General features: G+C 62.2%; 17 protein-coding genes and 1 riboswitch. Of the genes, 8 read left to right on the forward strand and 9 right to left on the reverse strand.

All coding sequences use genetic code 11. The features are described 5' to 3' along the window. Nucleotides 1-94 precede the first annotated feature (94 nt). Both NKF25_RS10875 and NKF25_RS10880 read right to left on the reverse strand, forming a co-directional pair. Nucleotides 95-427: a hypothetical protein gene (locus NKF25_RS10875; protein WP_253226696.1), complete on the reverse strand. Its 333-nt coding sequence runs from the start codon at nt 425-427 to the stop codon at nt 95-97. A gap of 423 nt (nt 428-850) precedes the next feature. Further along, nucleotides 851-1,864, reverse strand: coding sequence for a type II glyceraldehyde-3-phosphate dehydrogenase (locus NKF25_RS10880; RefSeq protein WP_253226697.1), 1,014 nt, complete (start codon nt 1,862-1,864; stop codon nt 851-853). 170 nt (nt 1,865-2,034) lie between these two features. Here NKF25_RS10880 and NKF25_RS10885 point away from each other — a divergent pair, with 170 nt between their 5' ends. After that, a complete protein-coding gene (locus tag NKF25_RS10885) occupies nt 2,035-2,979 on the forward strand; it encodes an aminopeptidase (protein ID WP_253226698.1) in 945 nt (314 codons plus the stop codon). A gap of 13 nt (nt 2,980-2,992) precedes the next feature. Beyond that, nucleotides 2,993-3,325, forward strand: coding sequence for a CHY zinc finger protein (locus NKF25_RS10890; protein ID WP_253226699.1), 333 nt, complete (start codon nt 2,993-2,995; stop codon nt 3,323-3,325). A 3-nt stretch (nt 3,326-3,328) separates the two neighbouring features. Here the strand turns inward: NKF25_RS10890 and NKF25_RS10895 are convergent, their stop codons facing one another. Next, nucleotides 3,329-3,703, reverse strand: coding sequence for a hypothetical protein (locus NKF25_RS10895; protein ID WP_253226700.1), 375 nt, complete (start codon nt 3,701-3,703; stop codon nt 3,329-3,331). A gap of 99 nt (nt 3,704-3,802) precedes the next feature. On the opposite strand from NKF25_RS10895, the gene NKF25_RS10900 reads away from it, so the two are divergent. From NKF25_RS10900 to NKF25_RS10910, 3 genes are read left to right on the forward strand one after another with little or no spacing between them, the layout of a single operon-like run. Next, nucleotides 3,803-4,453 carry an HVO_0476 family zinc finger protein gene (locus NKF25_RS10900; RefSeq protein WP_253226701.1) on the forward strand — a complete coding sequence of 217 codons (651 nt, stop codon included), beginning with the start codon at nt 3,803-3,805 and terminating at the stop codon, nt 4,451-4,453. A 59-nt stretch (nt 4,454-4,512) separates the two neighbouring features. Then, nucleotides 4,513-5,424 (forward strand): class I SAM-dependent methyltransferase, encoded by a 912-nt coding sequence (locus tag NKF25_RS10905; RefSeq protein ID WP_253226702.1) that lies wholly within the window; start codon nt 4,513-4,515, stop codon nt 5,422-5,424. A gap of 25 nt (nt 5,425-5,449) precedes the next feature. After that, on the forward strand, nt 5,450-6,214 hold the full coding sequence (locus NKF25_RS10910) for a protein-L-isoaspartate O-methyltransferase (RefSeq protein WP_253226703.1): 765 nt from the start codon (nt 5,450-5,452) through the stop codon (nt 6,212-6,214). 24 nt (nt 6,215-6,238) lie between these two features. On the opposite strand, the gene NKF25_RS10915 is transcribed toward NKF25_RS10910, so the two are convergent. From NKF25_RS10915 to NKF25_RS10930, 4 genes are all read right to left on the reverse strand, one after another. Continuing rightward, nucleotides 6,239-6,871 carry a class I SAM-dependent methyltransferase gene (locus tag NKF25_RS10915; RefSeq protein ID WP_253226704.1) on the reverse strand — a complete coding sequence of 211 codons (633 nt, stop codon included), beginning with the start codon at nt 6,869-6,871 and terminating at the stop codon, nt 6,239-6,241. 49 nt (nt 6,872-6,920) lie between these two features. Further along, nucleotides 6,921-8,162 (reverse strand): hypothetical protein, encoded by a 1,242-nt coding sequence (locus tag NKF25_RS24460; RefSeq protein WP_342766322.1) that lies wholly within the window; start codon nt 8,160-8,162, stop codon nt 6,921-6,923. Between the two features lie 65 nt (nt 8,163-8,227). Then, on the reverse strand, nt 8,228-8,761 hold the full coding sequence (locus tag NKF25_RS10925; protein WP_253226705.1) for a DUF1697 domain-containing protein: 534 nt from the start codon (nt 8,759-8,761) through the stop codon (nt 8,228-8,230). A gap of 442 nt (nt 8,762-9,203) precedes the next feature. After that, entirely contained in the window at nt 9,204-9,689 is a 486-nt protein-coding gene (locus NKF25_RS10930) for an Ig-like domain-containing protein (protein ID WP_253226706.1), read from the reverse strand. Nucleotides 9,690-9,765: 76 nt separating this feature from the next. On the opposite strand from NKF25_RS10930, the gene NKF25_RS10935 reads away from it, so the two are divergent. The 3 genes from NKF25_RS10935 to crcB (NKF25_RS10945) all read left to right on the forward strand — a co-directional run bounded on the left by NKF25_RS10935 (nt 9,766) and on the right by crcB (NKF25_RS10945) (nt 11,719). Further along, nucleotides 9,766-10,794: a DUF87 domain-containing protein gene (locus tag NKF25_RS10935; RefSeq protein WP_253226707.1), complete on the forward strand. Its 1,029-nt coding sequence runs from the start codon at nt 9,766-9,768 to the stop codon at nt 10,792-10,794. A 47-nt stretch (nt 10,795-10,841) separates the two neighbouring features. Then, nucleotides 10,842-10,910, forward strand: a riboswitch (Fluoride riboswitch). A gap of 9 nt (nt 10,911-10,919) precedes the next feature. Continuing rightward, complete coding sequence (crcB, locus tag NKF25_RS10940; RefSeq protein WP_253226708.1) at nt 10,920-11,360, forward strand: fluoride efflux transporter CrcB; 441 nt, start codon at nt 10,920-10,922, stop codon at nt 11,358-11,360. After that, nucleotides 11,357-11,719, forward strand: a complete 363-nt coding sequence (crcB, locus tag NKF25_RS10945) for a fluoride efflux transporter CrcB (RefSeq protein ID WP_253226709.1) — start codon at nt 11,357-11,359, stop codon at nt 11,717-11,719. The genes crcB (NKF25_RS10940) and crcB (NKF25_RS10945) overlap by 4 nt, the downstream gene beginning before the upstream one ends. A 1-nt stretch (nt 11,720) precedes the next feature. Here crcB (NKF25_RS10945) and NKF25_RS10950 read toward each other — a convergent pair whose 3' ends face one another. Both NKF25_RS10950 and NKF25_RS10955 read right to left on the reverse strand, forming a co-directional pair. Beyond that, nucleotides 11,721-12,152, reverse strand: coding sequence for a universal stress protein (locus NKF25_RS10950; RefSeq protein ID WP_253226710.1), 432 nt, complete (start codon nt 12,150-12,152; stop codon nt 11,721-11,723). A 36-nt stretch (nt 12,153-12,188) separates the two neighbouring features. Beyond that, nucleotides 12,189-14,666: an MMPL family transporter gene (locus tag NKF25_RS10955; protein WP_253226711.1), complete on the reverse strand. Its 2,478-nt coding sequence runs from the start codon at nt 14,664-14,666 to the stop codon at nt 12,189-12,191. Nucleotides 14,667-14,671: the final 5 nt, after the last annotated feature.

Below are 14,671 nucleotides of genomic sequence, written 5' to 3' on the forward strand. Positions count from 1 at the left end.
TTTTCGGACGACAAAATGGCAGAGAGCGGGTTCTGTATCGAAACGTCGTCTTCGTGATTTTAGTAAAAAATTCAGCGTCGGTTGAAAGTACCGATTATCTCCACGGACTGTGGCCGTCCTCTTGGCTCTGGTGGTTGAAGTTCTGAGCGTTCGAGTACGCGGATTGTGAGTTCTTGTTGCTCTGGTAGTTGGCCTGAACGGCGTACGCGTTACCGGATTCAGCGTCGTGGCCGAGCGCGGCCGAGACTGCGACGTTGTCGTCCTGATAGTTGCTGTTGCCCTGTGCGACGTACTGTTCTTGGTCAACGTGCGAGCTCGCCCATTGATGGCTGGACTGTGAGTCCGCTGCGGCGTTACCCGCGAAGCCGATTGCGAACACACTGGCGACCATGCTCATGACGAGCAGGATTTTGAGTGACTTTCTCATGATTTTCTCTCCGGGCGGGAGAGACCGTTTCTGGACAGCATCTGACCGCTCTGCCGTCCACCCCACCCGTTGCGCCACATCGGGGTGATGGTAAATGAACGCCGGGTATCGTTGAGTCCGTTCGCACCATTTTCGAAGCGCTGAATTCGGGACTAATCGCCGGTAACGAAGGAAATAGGAGACGGGAGCGCCGAGCGTCACTCCATTCGCGTCGGAATCGCTCGTTCGACTCCGTTCGTAAACGGTCGAACCGGCCGATACCGAACGGCAATTTCGAATTCGATTGAGACATGATATCGATGCTCACGAAGGTAGCCACTGCGTACTGGCGACGCACGGCGGCGATATCCACGTTACTCGGTTCGCCGGGTGGGAGAATGACTACTCGTGTCTCCGAAAAAAGTCGAAGTCGAAAGAGTCGGCTTAGAAGCCGATTCCGAGCGCGTCGTTGGTCGTCTCGATGCTCTCTTCGGCGTCCGCCGTGTTCGTCACCGCACGGATCGCGTCCACGTTCTCCGGTACGACGTCGCTCTCCTGGTGGATGGCTTGGAAGAGATAGAGGTCGTTGCCTTCCATCGAGACGGACTCGCCCCAAACACAGTTCTCCCAGAAGTCGCCACGCGGGCGGCCCCTGTCCATGGCGTACTCCTTGAGCTTTCCAGCGCCGTCGATATCCATGTGTTCGGGGACGACGAACAGCCGCGACTGGCTTTCGAGCAGTTCGCGTACGTCCTCGGCGTCGGGTTCGGATTCGAGTGAGACGTTGATGCTGTGCATGTGCATCAGCGTCGCCGGAACCTTCAGGCCGAGCGTATCGATGGCGAGGTCCGGGAAGATCGTTTTCACGTCCGGGCCGTGGTGGGACGGCAGCGACACCGGGTTCGGAACGATGTCGTTGATGGGACCGCGACCGGTCTGGGCCGGGTCGCCACCGCGACGGACGAGGGTCGCCCGAACCTTCTCGACGCCGTACTCCTCGCGAAGCGGCGCGACGAGTCGGGAGAGACCGGTCGTGTTGCACGACACGACGCGAACGTGCTGTGCGCCGATCGATTCGTCGTAGTTGGCGCGGGCGTTGAAGCTCGTCTCGCCGACGCTCGCGTCCTCGCCGCCCTGATACAGCGCGGGCGTGTCGTACTCGTCGTACAGCGATTTGTTCTCCGCGCCGATACCGGACGGGCAAGCGTCCACGACGACGTCGGCCGCTTCGACCATCTCGTCCACCATTCCCGCGAGTTCGATGCCCGCGTCGTCGAACTGGTCCGCCCGCTCCTCGATCGCGGCGTAGAGCGGATAACCCTTCTCGACGGCACTTTCGGCCTCGAAATTGGGCCGGGTCTTCGCGACACCGACGATTTCCATGTCCGGTTGTGCGCGGACGGCGTCAGCGACTCGCTTCCCGATAGTCCCGTACCCGTTAATGCCGACCTGTAGCATGTACGTGGGCCTGCTACCCCCGCCATTAAAACCGTTTCGAGCGAATCCGGCAGAACACAACTCGAAAGTGAGTAATTCGGCGGTTTCGAGGTCGTCGATATCGGGACGAAATTCCGACCCAAACGCCACGAAAGGGAACACCTAACCGCTCCCGAACGCAACCGCCATTTATGAGTCTGGACGACGCCGCGAAGACCGCCGTCGAGCAGTGTATGGCACTCGAAGCCGACGAGTCGTGTGCGATAATCACCGACGACAAGCGCTGGGACATCGGCAAGGCGCTGTACGACACCGCCAGCGAAATCACCGACGACGTGACGATCACGCGCTATCCCGTCGGAAACCAGCACGGCGAGGAGCCACCGGCCGCCGTCGCCGCCGCGATGGCCGCCACGGACGTCGTCCTCGCGCCGACGACGAAGAGTTTGAGCCACACCCGCGCACGCGGAAACGCGAACGACGAGGGCGCACGAATCGCCACCCTCCCCGGTATCACGGAGGAAGTGATGGTGACGGGCCTCGCCGCCGACTACGAGAACATCGACGGGCACTGCACGGACGTGCTCGCGCAGGTCGAGGGCGCGGAGGAGATTCGCGTCACGACAGAGAAGGGAACGGACATCACCTTCGAACCCGGCGACCGCGAGTGGTACGACGACACCGGTCTCTGTCACGAACCCGGCGACTTCACCAACCTCCCCGCAGGCGAGGTGTTCGTCAGCCCCGAGAACGTGAACGGCAAGTACGTCGTGGACGGCACCATGCGCCCGCACGGCCTCCTCGAAGACGGCCAGACCCTCGAATTCGAAGTCGAGGACGGCTACGTCACGAGTATCAGCGACGACGAAATCCGCGAGCAGGTCGAAACTGCATCGGAGGAAGTCGGCCAGGACGCCTACAACCTCGCCGAACTCGGCATCGGCACCAACGTCGCGGTCACCGAACTCGTCGGCTCCGTCCTCCTCGACGAGAAGGCGGGCGGCACGGTCCACATCGCCATCGGCGACGACGCGGGCATCGGCGGCGACACGGACGCTCCGCTCCACCTCGACGGCATCATTCGAGAGCCGACGGTCTACGCGGACGGCGAGGAAGTCGAACTGCCACAGCCATAAAATCGACCAGCAGATGCGAACCATCCACGGAATCGACGTCCACGGCATCGATGTAGACGCCGAAACGCGGTGTGCGCACTACGACACCGAGTGTGACGTGATCGCGATTCGGTTCTCGTGCTGTAACGAGTACTATCCCTGTTTTCGGTGCCACGACGCGGTTGCTGACCATCCACGCGAAACGTGGGCGAAAGACGAACGTGACACCGAGGCGGTGCTGTGCGGCGTCTGCGGTTCGGAACTGACGATTTCGGAGTATCTCGGTTGTGAGTCGCAGTGTCCGGAGTGTGACGCGGAATTCAATCCGGGCTGTGCGAACCACTACGAGTTGTACTTCGACGGGTGAGATTCACCCGGATTTCGACGGGAGAATTTGGATACCGTCGTCCGCGGTGAGGTAAATCTCCGCCGAGGTCGCATCCCAGAACGGACCACCACCCTTCGAAAATCCGGTCGGGAATTCGACGGTTACGCTGTTGTTCGCGCCGATAGTGGCGATTCGAATCCGGCTTCCAGCGGGAACGGTAACCGTTTTTCGCCCTCGTTCTCCATCGTCGGCGCGCCAAATCGCGGTGAGTGGCCGGTCCATCCCGTCGTAGTTCGTGACGAAGAGCGGAATCGTGACTTCGTTTTCCCCGCCGACGAACTCGCTACAACCGGAGACGCCGAGCGACAGCGCCACGGCACCGACACCGATTTTCTCGACGAACCTCCGCCGTCTCATTTCGGCTCTACGAGTACGGCCGGATTCCATGAGTGTTCCGTTTGCCGCACTCTCCCACAACTCCACGCACTTTTACGGCCTGACTTCCTACACCGCTCCATGAGCGATACAGCGGAACGTGTGGCAGTCGTCTGCCCATCCTGTTCCCCCGATTTGGAGACGGTTCACGAAGTCCTCAAACCGGGCGGACAGGCGACGGTACGATGCACCGAGTGCGACCACGTCCACAAGACGAAAATCGAGGAGGAGAAGACCGAGGAAATCGACGTCGTCGTCTCGCAGGAAGGCGAGTCGTTCACCGCGAAGGCGGACGTTCCCGTGGAGGAGACGCTGGCGGTCGGCGAGGAGTTCGTCCTCGAAACCGACGAGGCCATCTTCGTCGTCCGAATCACCAGCCTCGAACAGGAGGACGACCGCCGCGTCGAGGAGTCGGTGGCCCCCGACGTGGAGACCATCTGGACGCGCGCCGTGGACAACGTGAGCGTCAACGTCACGATTCACCCCAACGACGGCCGCCGGGACAACTCCCGAAGCGTCAAAGTGAACATTCCGGGGGATTACGAGTTCGTCGTCGGCGAACGGGAAGAACTCGCCAAGGAGGAGTTCACCATCGACGGCATCCTCGTCACGGACGACGCGTCGGGCTACGACCACGACCGACTGGATTTCGACGGCGACGCCGTCCTCGCCAAGGACGTGAAACGGATTTACGCCGAGGACGAGGGTTCGACGGCGTGGTCCGCGTGGTAAGCGGACGGGCAGAAACTTCTGACACGTAGCTTTTTTCGACTCGCCGCCGTCGGTTTGGCATGGACTATCGCGAGTTGTGTTTGCTGTGGGCCGCCCGCGAGACAGGCATCATCGACGCCGTCATGTTTCACGCGGGAACACCGGTCGAAATCGCCGCGGAAACGGGCGTCACCGAGCGTGCCGCACGAATCACGCTCGCCGCGATGGCCGAACTGGGCTACCTCGAAACCGTCGATGGCGAATACGAGGCGACCAATCGAGCACTCGGACTGTTCGCCAAGACTGACGTGCGTTCCATCGGTCGGACCCCCCACTACATGGACTGTCTGGAGGGCTGGCTCGCGCTCCCGGAGACAATGCTAACTGGAGACTCGCCCGACCCGTCCGAGGAATGGACGGCCAACTTCATGGGCGCGATGGCGACCATCGACGAGACGACGGTCCGCACCTGCGTCACGGAAGCCGTTCACGAGAACCCCCACGCGGAGCGCGTCCTCGACATCGGCGGCGGGCCGGGTGAGTTCTCGAAGGAGTTCGCCCGTCGTGGCTTCGACGTGACGCTGTTGGACCGACCAGACGTCATCGAGGCCGACCGCAAGTTCCTCGAACACGAACCCGTCGAACTCGTCCCCGGCGATGCGACCGACGACCTTCCGACCGGATTCGACCTCGCGTTCTGCTCGCGGGTCGCCCACGCGCTCGGCCCGGACGAGAACCGGGCACTTCTCGAAAACACGTTCGATGCGCTTTCCCCCGGCGGCGTGGCCATCTTCACCGACAAGGTCCGAGGGTGGGCCGACGACGCGGCGCTGTTCGGGGCGCACATGCTCGCGGTGACCGAAAACGGCGATACCTACGACGAAGCCCAGTTTCGGGAGTGGTTCGAGGGTGCTGGCTTCGAATCCATCGACGTGCGCGACATCCCGGGCACGCAACAGCAAGCAATTATCGGGCACAGGCCGCGCCATTGAAGAACATCGGAACCCAAGCCGAACCATGGAACCGTCGGCGCTGCGCGACGATATGGTCGCCAGCCTCGAACACGAGATGAAAGGACTCGTTCGGAGCGAGTACGTCGGTCTCGCACTTCGGACCGTCCCCCGCCACGAGTTCGTCCCCCTCGAAGCACACGAAGGTGCCTACACCGACCAGTCGTTCGACCACCGAGGGACGAAAATACTGTCGCCGAGCACCGTCGCCCAACTGCTGGAAGCCCTCGACGTTCGGGAGACCGATTCCGTTCTCGTCGTCGGGGCTGGCGTCGGCTACACCTCCGCCGTACTCGCGGAAATCGTCGGTGAGGAGAACGTCCACGCGGTCGATATCACGCGAACCGTCGTATACGAGGCTCGGCAGAACCTCGCATCCGCGGGCTACGGCGGTGTCTTCGTGGACTGCCGCGACGGTGCGGACGGACTCCCCGAGTACGCACCGTTCGACCGAATCGTCGTGGAAGCAGCGTCCATCCGACCGCCGCGCGCGCTCGTCGAACAACTGACGCCCGACGGCCGGTTGGTCGTCCCGTTGGGCGGCGGCACACAGCGGTTGGCCGCCGTCGAGCGCACCCGTGATGGGACCCCCGAAGTCGCGGATGAGTTCGGCACCGTCGCGTTCTCGCCGCTCCTCGTTGACGGCGAACAGGCCGATACCATCGAACGGAACCGAACCGACCGCGAGGACCGCGAGTTCGCGGAACGCCACTTCCAGACCCGTCGTGGCTGGGAACACGAATGGATCGACTGGGACGGCGACGGATTGTAGCTCCCGAGAAGCGGCGAATATTCGTTATTTCACGGCGCGTCGAACCACCGTGAGCCACGCTTCGACGCTCTCGTCGTTGGACGGTGAGACGTCCTCACCCTGCGCGTTGACTTCGAACCGTGCAGGGTCGATTTTCACGATTTCCCACCCGTCCTCGAACGCCGTCCGGAGTTCCTCCTCGCTGATTCGTCGCGGTCCCCACTCACCGGGTTCCTGGTCGCTGAAACAGAGGATGACGACGTACCCGTCCGGCGCGACGGCGCTCGCCAGCGACGAGACGTACGTTCGTCGGGTTTCGTCATCGAAGACGTGAAACAGGCCGCAGTCGACGACGACGCCGAAATCATCCTCGACGCCATCCAGTGAAAGTGCATCCTCGATCCGGAAGTCGATATCCCCGGCGACGTCACGGGTTTCCGCCTTCGTTTTCGCTTGCTCGATGGCTCGTGGGGACGCATCGGCGCCGAGAACGGTGTATCCGCGGTCGGCGAGGAAGAGCGAATTTTCTCCGGTTCCACAACCGAGGTCGAGAATCGGTCCCTCGAACGGGATTTCGTCCCGCTCGAACAGCGAGCGGATGGCCGACTGCGGGCGACCGATGTCCCACGGTGGTGTTCCGGTGTACGCTTCGTCGAATCCGTCTTCGGGGGAACTCATTACAGGAATCGAGGCACGGGAGTTCCATAGGCTTCTAGGCCGTCGTCCGTCACTCCGCCCCGGCATCCAACCGCGCGGCGACCGCATCGGAGACGTTCGACAGGTGCGTCGCCCCCCAGACGGCCACGATGACACCCCCAACGGTGTCGAACACCAAGTCGAGCATCGTGTTTTCGAGCGAGTACTGCGACAGGACGCTCCCCGTTCCCGTCATCGTCGCCAACCCGCCGAGTCCGAACTCCAGCAGTTCCCAGAGCACGCCGAACGCGAGCGTGAAGAGGAGGATGAACAGCAGCATGAACTTCCGCGGAAGGTAGATGGAATCGGCGTGAACGTCGAGCGCCCGCACCGTCGTGTAGCCCGCCGCCGCGACGAGCGACGAGGAGAGGGTGTGGGTCAACTGGTCCCACAAGCCGACGGACTCGTACAGACCGACGGTCCCGACCGCGTGCAGAAAGACCGGGACGACGATCCAAAGCGTTAGGCCGGTATCGACTGGCAAGTGGTAATCCCGTTCGAGCACCGCCGGTAACTCCATCAGCGCGAGCGCGACTGCCGTGTTGACGACGATGCCGACGTTCGCTCGGTACAGGCCGTACGCCAGTACGCCGACGAGGACCACCTGAAGCGACCGCACCAGCAACCGTTGTTGCTCATCCGAGAGCCACCCGTCCGACGACTGGACGGCCGTCGTCTCCTCCGAGTCGCGTCGCTTGCCGCCATCCCGAAAGCCGAACCGGCGCGAATCGATGTGCCGGAAGTACGTCGCAAACACGATTCCGGCCGCGAGACCGGCGAGGGTCGCGGCGAGCAGCGACCACATCAGGCTTTGGAGTCCGTGCAAGTCGTGCATACCGAGCGTCCGGTCGGCGACCCACTGGACGACTGCCCACAGACCGGCGATCGCCATGGTCGTGATGACGACGAACAGGACCGCGAACCACGGGGAGAGTTCGACTTCGGTGAACGCGTCCAATTCCACCGCCAGCACCAGCGCAAGCCCCGCGACGGTCAGAAACGTCGCGACGGAGCGCGGAAGAATCGAACCGAACGGGACACTCAGGAGGGGGATCGCGACGAAACAGAGCGCTTCCCACGGCACCATCGTCGTCGGGCGGTGGTACGCTCCGACGGGAACCAGCGCGAGCGCGAGGGCGACGAGACCGAGACCAGCCCAGAGGAAATCCCCGCCGAGAACGCTCGCGAGAACGGTGATACCGATCACGGCGACGAGAATCCACGCGGCGAGCGCGTTTCGGGTTCCACGCTCGATTCCCTCGTTCCGGGACATACGTCTACTACGGCCATCACGAGTTAAAAACGAAAAGGCCGACAGGGTCGAAACGAGGGACGGATTTACCGCGCCAACTCGTGTACCCTGGTAACCACGTTCCACGTGCGTCGCGTCGCGGGTATACCGAGAACATCCCCGACATCGGTGAACTGGCCGCTTTTCCGCTCGTCCGTTCGAATACGGCTGTACACTTCGCGGTTCATAGTTTCGAACTCCTCGGCGTCGTTCCCGGCGGCCGAAAGTGTTCGAATCTGTTCGTCATCGGGGCAATCGTTCAAAAACGCGACGTACAGCTTCGTCGTCTCGTCCTCCGGTTGCGCGAACGGACATCGGCCGATAATTTCGTGGAGTTCATCGCGTGTCCTGACCATGACCGAGATATCGTACCCGAACGACGCTTCGACGGCATCCACGAGTTCGTCTTCGAGTTCGTTCGCGGCCGAATCGTCCGTCTCGAACACGACATTCCCGCTCTGGATGTACGTTCGAACGTGCTCGAATCCGAGCGATCGGCAGAGGTCGCGAAGGGCATCCATCTTCATTCGATTGTGCGCGCCGACGTTGATGCCGCGTAGAAAAGCGATGTACGTCGTCATGGGGTATCACTCCATGATGGTGGGGAATCGTCATAAAGAACGTACTTTTCGCCGGTAGACGGGGTACTCGATTGGGAACCGTTCGAGTGTTCGCCGGACGACACGATAGAATGGTCTCCTTAATCGAGATGCCTCCCCACGAACGGAGGAAGAACAGCGATTCAGATCGCAGTCATCGAGTCAAACTATGCGCGCAGCCACGCCTTCGGATGTTCGTCGCGGAGATGGTCGTGATACCACTTCGTCGCTACAGGGTAAGACGTGCCGATCATCTGCAGACCGCAGTGTCGACAACGAGCCATTGCCATATGGAACACGGTAGAAGGAGGGGGTTGATAGCTGTTACTATTTGAATTGAGCTGTTTCTTTGAACCTACTGCGCGGGAAACAACCGCCTAACGATCCGGAGTCCCGAGCGGATTCACGGTCCATCACCCGTTTCCTATCCGGACACGACCAGGATTTTCGTGTTCCCTTGCTTGTCCTCGAACTTGCTTCCCGCGGGTGGTTTAATGTCGATTTCGAGCGTGCCATCGTCCTGATTTGGTCCCAATCCGGGACGTATCGACAGTGTCGCTTTCCCATCGTCGCCCGTCGTCGCGGTCTGGATGTGTTTCAACGTGGCCGAATCGCTCTTCACGACGACTGTCGCCCCTGTGACGGGGTTGCCGTCCGAATCGATGACCGAGATATCGACCGAGTGATAGCCCGGGTGGACCACCTCGGGCGACGGTTTCGCGTCGAGTTCGCTCACCGTCAACCCGTGAAGCCCCGACAACATGTTCATCATCACCCCGAGACTTGCGACGCCGACGACGAGCGCGATGACCAACCGAATGGGAAGTCCCTCGATGGCCCGCTCGTCCGACCGAAACGCCCGAATCCCACGGCGATGCTTCACCTGCTGTAGCCGCTGACGCACTGACATGGCCCGGAGTGGTTCCGGTTCGAGATATAAACTTTCGGACGAAGGTTTATACCGGAGGTCGAAACCAACACCCGACATGACCGACGTTTTGGGGCGAACGGGCGACACGGGTGTTTCGGGAGGTCTCGGCACCTATCGCGCCCGAGACGGTAGTGCAGGTGCGCCGGTTCGGATCGATTTGGACGGACCACACGCCACGCTGGTCGTCGGCAAGCGCGGGTACGGAAAATCCTACACGCTCGGCGTGCTGATCGAGGAACTCGCGGAGACGGCGGGCGTCACCCCCGTCGTCGCCGACCCGATGGGGGCGTTCCGGACGTTTGCAGACGTCTCCGGATTCGACGTGGTCGAGAACCCTCGCGTGTCGGCGGACGCACTTTCCCCGCGTGCGTGGTGTGAGTTGCTCGGACTCGATCACGAGGATTCGGCCGGGTCGCTGGTGTGGCAGGCCGCCGCGAAGACGGGGTCGCTGGCCGGGATGCACGAATACGTCTTGGACGCGGACGTCGCGCGGACTACCCGCCGCACCGCCCGAAACCATCTCGCGCTCGCCGACTCGTGGGACGTGTTTTCGCCCGATGGACTCACCGCGACGGATTGTGTGGCGTCGACGACGATACTCGACTGCTCGGGATACGACGACGCGCCGATGAACGCCGTCGTTCGGGCGATTGCCGACGACCTGTATCGTGCCCGGATTACGGAATCGGTAGCGACACTTCCGTGGTTGGTCGTCGACGAGGCGCACGCGTTCTTCGATGGAATCGCCCGGGCGGCGCTCGAAACCATCCTGACTCGGGGGCGACGACCGGGCGTCAGTTTCGTCGCCGCGACCCAGCGTCCCGCGGCGCTTCCGGACGTGGCGGTTTCCCAGTCGGACCTGCTCGTGGCCCACCGACTGACTTCACGGGCCGACCGCGAGGCGTTGGCCCGTGCTCGCCCGACGTACATGCACGGGTCGTTCGCCGACCGAATGCCCGAAACACCGGGGGCAGCCCTCGTCGTGGACGACGCGACCGAAAACGTCCACGAGATACGGATTCGGGAGCGACACGTCGAACACGGCGGCGGGAGTCCGAGCGCGAGCGAATTCGCAAACCGGTAATATCCGGCTCCTTTCGAGTTCGTTAAGTGGATTCGGGAGGGAACAGTGACTAACCGGGCGATGGAGTCCGCCTCCCCCAACCGCCGAACACGTCGGCTGATGACTCCTTTTCGAGAGCGACAGATATGGGACGTACACATCCACTACACACGTTAGAAGTTCTGCTATTGGTTGGCGTCGGCGGGTTTGCGGGGTCGAACCTCCGCTACTTCGTCAGCCTCGTCCAACCCGGCTTGACGGGGACGCTCATCGCGAACGTCGCCGGCAGTTTCGCGCTGGGATTCATCCTGTACGAGGCCATCTACATGGGGTATCTGGCCGACCAAACCCACGTCGTGGTCGGCACCGGGTTCCTCTCATCGTTTACGACCTACAGCACGTTCGCAGTGCAGACGACGCAAGCGGCGTCGCCGCTCTGGATGATCGGCAACGTCGCGGCGAACTACGGGTTAGGACTGATGGGCGTCCTGCTCGGCCGGACGCTCGCCCGTAACGTCAACGGGAGGAGCAAGGAAGCGGAGAAGATGGCAGAGCAGGAAACGACGGAAACGGAGGTGCCGGAATGAGTTCGCTCGATCCCGCCCACATCGTCGGGACGGGCGGTGCGATAGGCGCGCTGTGCCGCCATTTCGTCAGCGAACGGATCGATGCCGACGAGTTCCCGATCGGAACGCTCACCGTGAACGTCGTGGGGAGTTTCGTTCTGGGTCTCGTGACGTTCCTCTCCCTCGGAAATCAACTCGCGCTCCTGCTCGGCACCGGTGCGTGTGGCTCGTTCACGACGTTCTCGTCGTTCTCCTTCGAGACGTTTCGGTTGTGGGAGACCGGCGAGCGATTCCGCGCGGCGACCAACGCCCTCGGCAACCTCGTCGGTGCCATGCTCGCTATCGCCCTCGCGTGGGGCGTCGCCCAACTGCTCGGCTAAGCTACGCTGTCACTCGAATCACGAGTACCGGCAGGTCGGTATTGCGGATGACTTTCTCGGTGACGCTCCCGTTCAGGAAGTGTTCGAGACCGGTTCGGGCGTGGGTCCCCATCACGATGACGTCGATTCCGTGTTCGTCCGCGTAGGTAAGTATTTCCTCGTGGGGAATTCCGCGCAGGAGTTCCGTTGCTAGCGGTACGTCCCGTTCGTCCGCCACCCGTGTTACGTCCGAAATCGCCGCTTCTCCCAGTTCCGTTCGGTCGCGCTCTATGGTGAGCCATTTCGTGTCAGAGAGCGTGTTGTAATCCCGCGTATCGACGACGTACACCGAATGAACCCTCCCACCCGTAAACGACGCGAGGTCGAGTGCTTCCGTGATGGCGTCGGTAACCTCTGAACTACCATCGGTCGGGACGAGTATCTCGTCGTACATCCCGTTCTACCTTCGGCGGGCAGGGAAATAACTGTTCTACAGGAAGTAGCGATACCAGACGACGATGACGGATGGCGTCAACAGGATCGCCGTGAGATACGAGTAGAAGATGCTCAACGCCGTCACGAGACCGAACTGACCGAGAACTGGCGTGATGGCGAGAACGAGAATTCCCGTCCCGGCAACCGTCGTTAGCATACTGCCGGTCAGCGCACCGCCAGTGCCGCGGACGGTTCGGGTGAGGGCGTCGAACACGTCGTCGTCCGTCGGGCGTTCGGACGCGTCCGTTCCCTGCTCGAACTCGTCGGTAAACCGATGCACGACGTGGGCGGAGTAGTCGGTTCCCAACCCGAGTGCAATCGCGAGAACGGTTGCGGTAAGCGCGTTGAACGGGATGCCGAACAGCCGCATCGTTCCGGCGAGAAGTGCGACGGCGACGACGATGGGAAGCAGGTTGATCACACCGAAGGCCGCCCGCCCGACGAGCACGCGATAGACGAACGCGAGAAAGACGGCAGTCGCGATGAGCGCGGTGATGAGGCTCCTGAGAGCCGAGGCGAAGATGATCGACGCGATGGATTGGAACACGACGGTTTCGCCCGTCGCCGTCGCGTGAAGACGATATCGCTCCGCGAGGGTTCGGGCATCACGAGCGACCGCATCCTGCGACGCACCGCTTTTCGTCGAGTAGACGACCTGTGCGTGCCGCTGGTCCGCCGTGATGTACTGGAGCGCCTCGTCCCGTACGGGCGACGACAGCAACCGATCGTAAATCGTGCCGAGGTTATCGTCCGGAACGCCGTCGCGATCGATGTCGTTCCGTTGAACGAGTCGGCGGAATTCGGGTGATTGAGCGCTGTAGTTCCGGATGACGGTGATGATGCTCTCGGAACTCGCCTGTCGATCCCTCTGGACGAACGCCTTCGGCGGGTTGTGGTTCGCGTGCTGAATCGATTCCAGCGCGTAATCCTCGCGTAACGGTCCCTGAACGTACACCGTCACGGTGTCGCCCTGAACGGCGGCGAACTTCTCGTCCAGGAAGTTCGTCGTTTGGGTGACGGTGTACGTCCCCGGCGCGAACGGTTCCGGCAGCGATTGCAGATAGCTCGGCGTCTGTTCCGGCGGGAGGAAATCCTCGTTCGAGAAGGACGTGCTGATGCCGGTGGCGTAGTACCCCGAAACGACCGTCACGAGCAGCGCGAACGCGAGAACGAACGGTGCACCACGCCGAGCGAGCGTGACGCTGACTTGCAGGAGTCGCCCGAGTGCGGACCCTTCTTCGCCGAGCGGTCGTAGGCCGAACACGGGAAGGTCGTACCGGAATCGAAGTCGGTCGGTTTCGACCTTGGCCGCCGGGAGGAAGATACCGAAGATGAGCGCCGTGACGAAGATGCCGATCGCGGCGACCAATCCGAACTCACGAATCGGTTGCAGGCGACTCGTGAGGTTCGACCCGAACCCCATCACGGTCGTCCCCGTAACGATGAAGAAGGCGACGAGCAGTTGGTCGGTCGTTCGCCGCATCGACCTCCCGATTCCCAGTCCGGTGACACGCTCCTCCCGGTAGCGGTTGATGGCGTGTATGCCGTAGTCGATACCGACCGCGAGGAGCAAGGGCGGCACGGCGACGAGCAACTGTGTGAACGGAATCCCGATCCAGCCCATGAACCCCAGCGTCCAGATGACGGTCATCACCAGCGAGACGACCCCGAGCAGGAGGTCCAAGGGGTCACGATAGGCGAAGATCAAGAAGACGAGTATCAGGATCGCGGCCGCGGGCGTGACGATGATGAGCGAATCGAACGTGACGCTCGACAGTTCCGAGGAGATGATGCCGCTACCGAACACGCGGATGTCGCTATCGACGCTCCCGACGACGGATTCCGAGCGGAGTTGAATCCGCGTGAGCGGGTCGTTCGCGCTCGATTCGGCACCCGCTTGCTGTGAGAGTCCACGCGGAATACGATGATCGACGACGGCGATCGTCGCCGAGGCCGAGGCCGCCCGTGGGTTGAAGTCTTTGCTCAAGAGGGTTCGAAAACCGGGCGTTCCCGAGGCCCGCCGAACGGCGATTTCGATCTCCGTCGGCGTCGCCTGCCGAACGGTTCGCACCTGTGCTTCGAGCGTCGTCGCGTTCGGGTCGATGGTTCGTGCCACGATGCTCGCGGCGCTCGTCGTCGAGGAAACCCGGAGGTCGGTCCGCTGTTCGAGGCGGTATTGAGCCTCCAGCATCGCCAATAGTTCGGGTTTCGAGAGCACGTTCCGGCCGGTCTGGATGAGCTGTGTGCTCCCGTTTTCCGCCGCGAACGGTGGCGTGAACTCGCGGTTGACGGCGTCGAACGCCTCCTGTGCGGGGCTGTTTTCGGTGAACTGGCTCGTCCCGGATTCGGTCGAGATGCGAACGAGTCCGACACCAAAGACGGCGGTCAGGACGAGAAAGACGAGCAGAACGGTCTTCGACCGCTCGGCGATCCACACGTCGAGCCAGTCGATAACGCGTTGATAGTCCACCATTGGGG

The organism is Haladaptatus sp. AB643 (assembly GCF_024136975.1).
In the GTDB taxonomy this organism is placed as follows: domain Archaea; phylum Halobacteriota; class Halobacteria; order Halobacteriales; family Haladaptataceae; genus Haladaptatus.

Bases quoted from the DNA above. Each gene is read 5' to 3' on its own strand.
- NKF25_RS10875 (WP_253226696.1), bottom strand. From the start codon at position 427: ATGAGAAAGTCACTCAAAATCCTGCTCGTCATGAGCATGGTCGCCAGT.
- NKF25_RS10880 (WP_253226697.1), bottom strand. From the start codon at position 1,864: ATGCTACAGGTCGGCATTAACGGGTACGGGACTATCGGGAAGCGAGTC.
- NKF25_RS10885 (WP_253226698.1), top strand. From the start codon at position 2,035: ATGAGTCTGGACGACGCCGCGAAGACCGCCGTCGAGCAGTGTATGGCA.
- NKF25_RS10890 (WP_253226699.1), top strand. From the start codon at position 2,993: ATGCGAACCATCCACGGAATCGACGTCCACGGCATCGATGTAGACGCC.
- NKF25_RS10895 (WP_253226700.1), bottom strand. From the start codon at position 3,703: ATGAGACGGCGGAGGTTCGTCGAGAAAATCGGTGTCGGTGCCGTGGCG.
- NKF25_RS10900 (WP_253226701.1), top strand. From the start codon at position 3,803: ATGAGCGATACAGCGGAACGTGTGGCAGTCGTCTGCCCATCCTGTTCC.
- NKF25_RS10905 (WP_253226702.1), top strand. From the start codon at position 4,513: ATGGACTATCGCGAGTTGTGTTTGCTGTGGGCCGCCCGCGAGACAGGC.
- NKF25_RS10910 (WP_253226703.1), top strand. From the start codon at position 5,450: ATGGAACCGTCGGCGCTGCGCGACGATATGGTCGCCAGCCTCGAACAC.
- NKF25_RS10915 (WP_253226704.1), bottom strand. From the start codon at position 6,871: ATGAGTTCCCCCGAAGACGGATTCGACGAAGCGTACACCGGAACACCA.
- NKF25_RS24460 (WP_342766322.1), bottom strand. From the start codon at position 8,162: ATGTCCCGGAACGAGGGAATCGAGCGTGGAACCCGAAACGCGCTCGCC.
- NKF25_RS10925 (WP_253226705.1), bottom strand. From the start codon at position 8,761: ATGACGACGTACATCGCTTTTCTACGCGGCATCAACGTCGGCGCGCAC.
- NKF25_RS10930 (WP_253226706.1), bottom strand. From the start codon at position 9,689: ATGTCAGTGCGTCAGCGGCTACAGCAGGTGAAGCATCGCCGTGGGATT.
- NKF25_RS10935 (WP_253226707.1), top strand. From the start codon at position 9,766: ATGACCGACGTTTTGGGGCGAACGGGCGACACGGGTGTTTCGGGAGGT.
- crcB (WP_253226708.1), top strand. From the start codon at position 10,920: ATGGGACGTACACATCCACTACACACGTTAGAAGTTCTGCTATTGGTT.
- crcB (WP_253226709.1), top strand. From the start codon at position 11,357: ATGAGTTCGCTCGATCCCGCCCACATCGTCGGGACGGGCGGTGCGATA.
- NKF25_RS10950 (WP_253226710.1), bottom strand. From the start codon at position 12,152: ATGTACGACGAGATACTCGTCCCGACCGATGGTAGTTCAGAGGTTACC.
- NKF25_RS10955 (WP_253226711.1), bottom strand. From the start codon at position 14,666: ATGGTGGACTATCAACGCGTTATCGACTGGCTCGACGTGTGGATCGCC.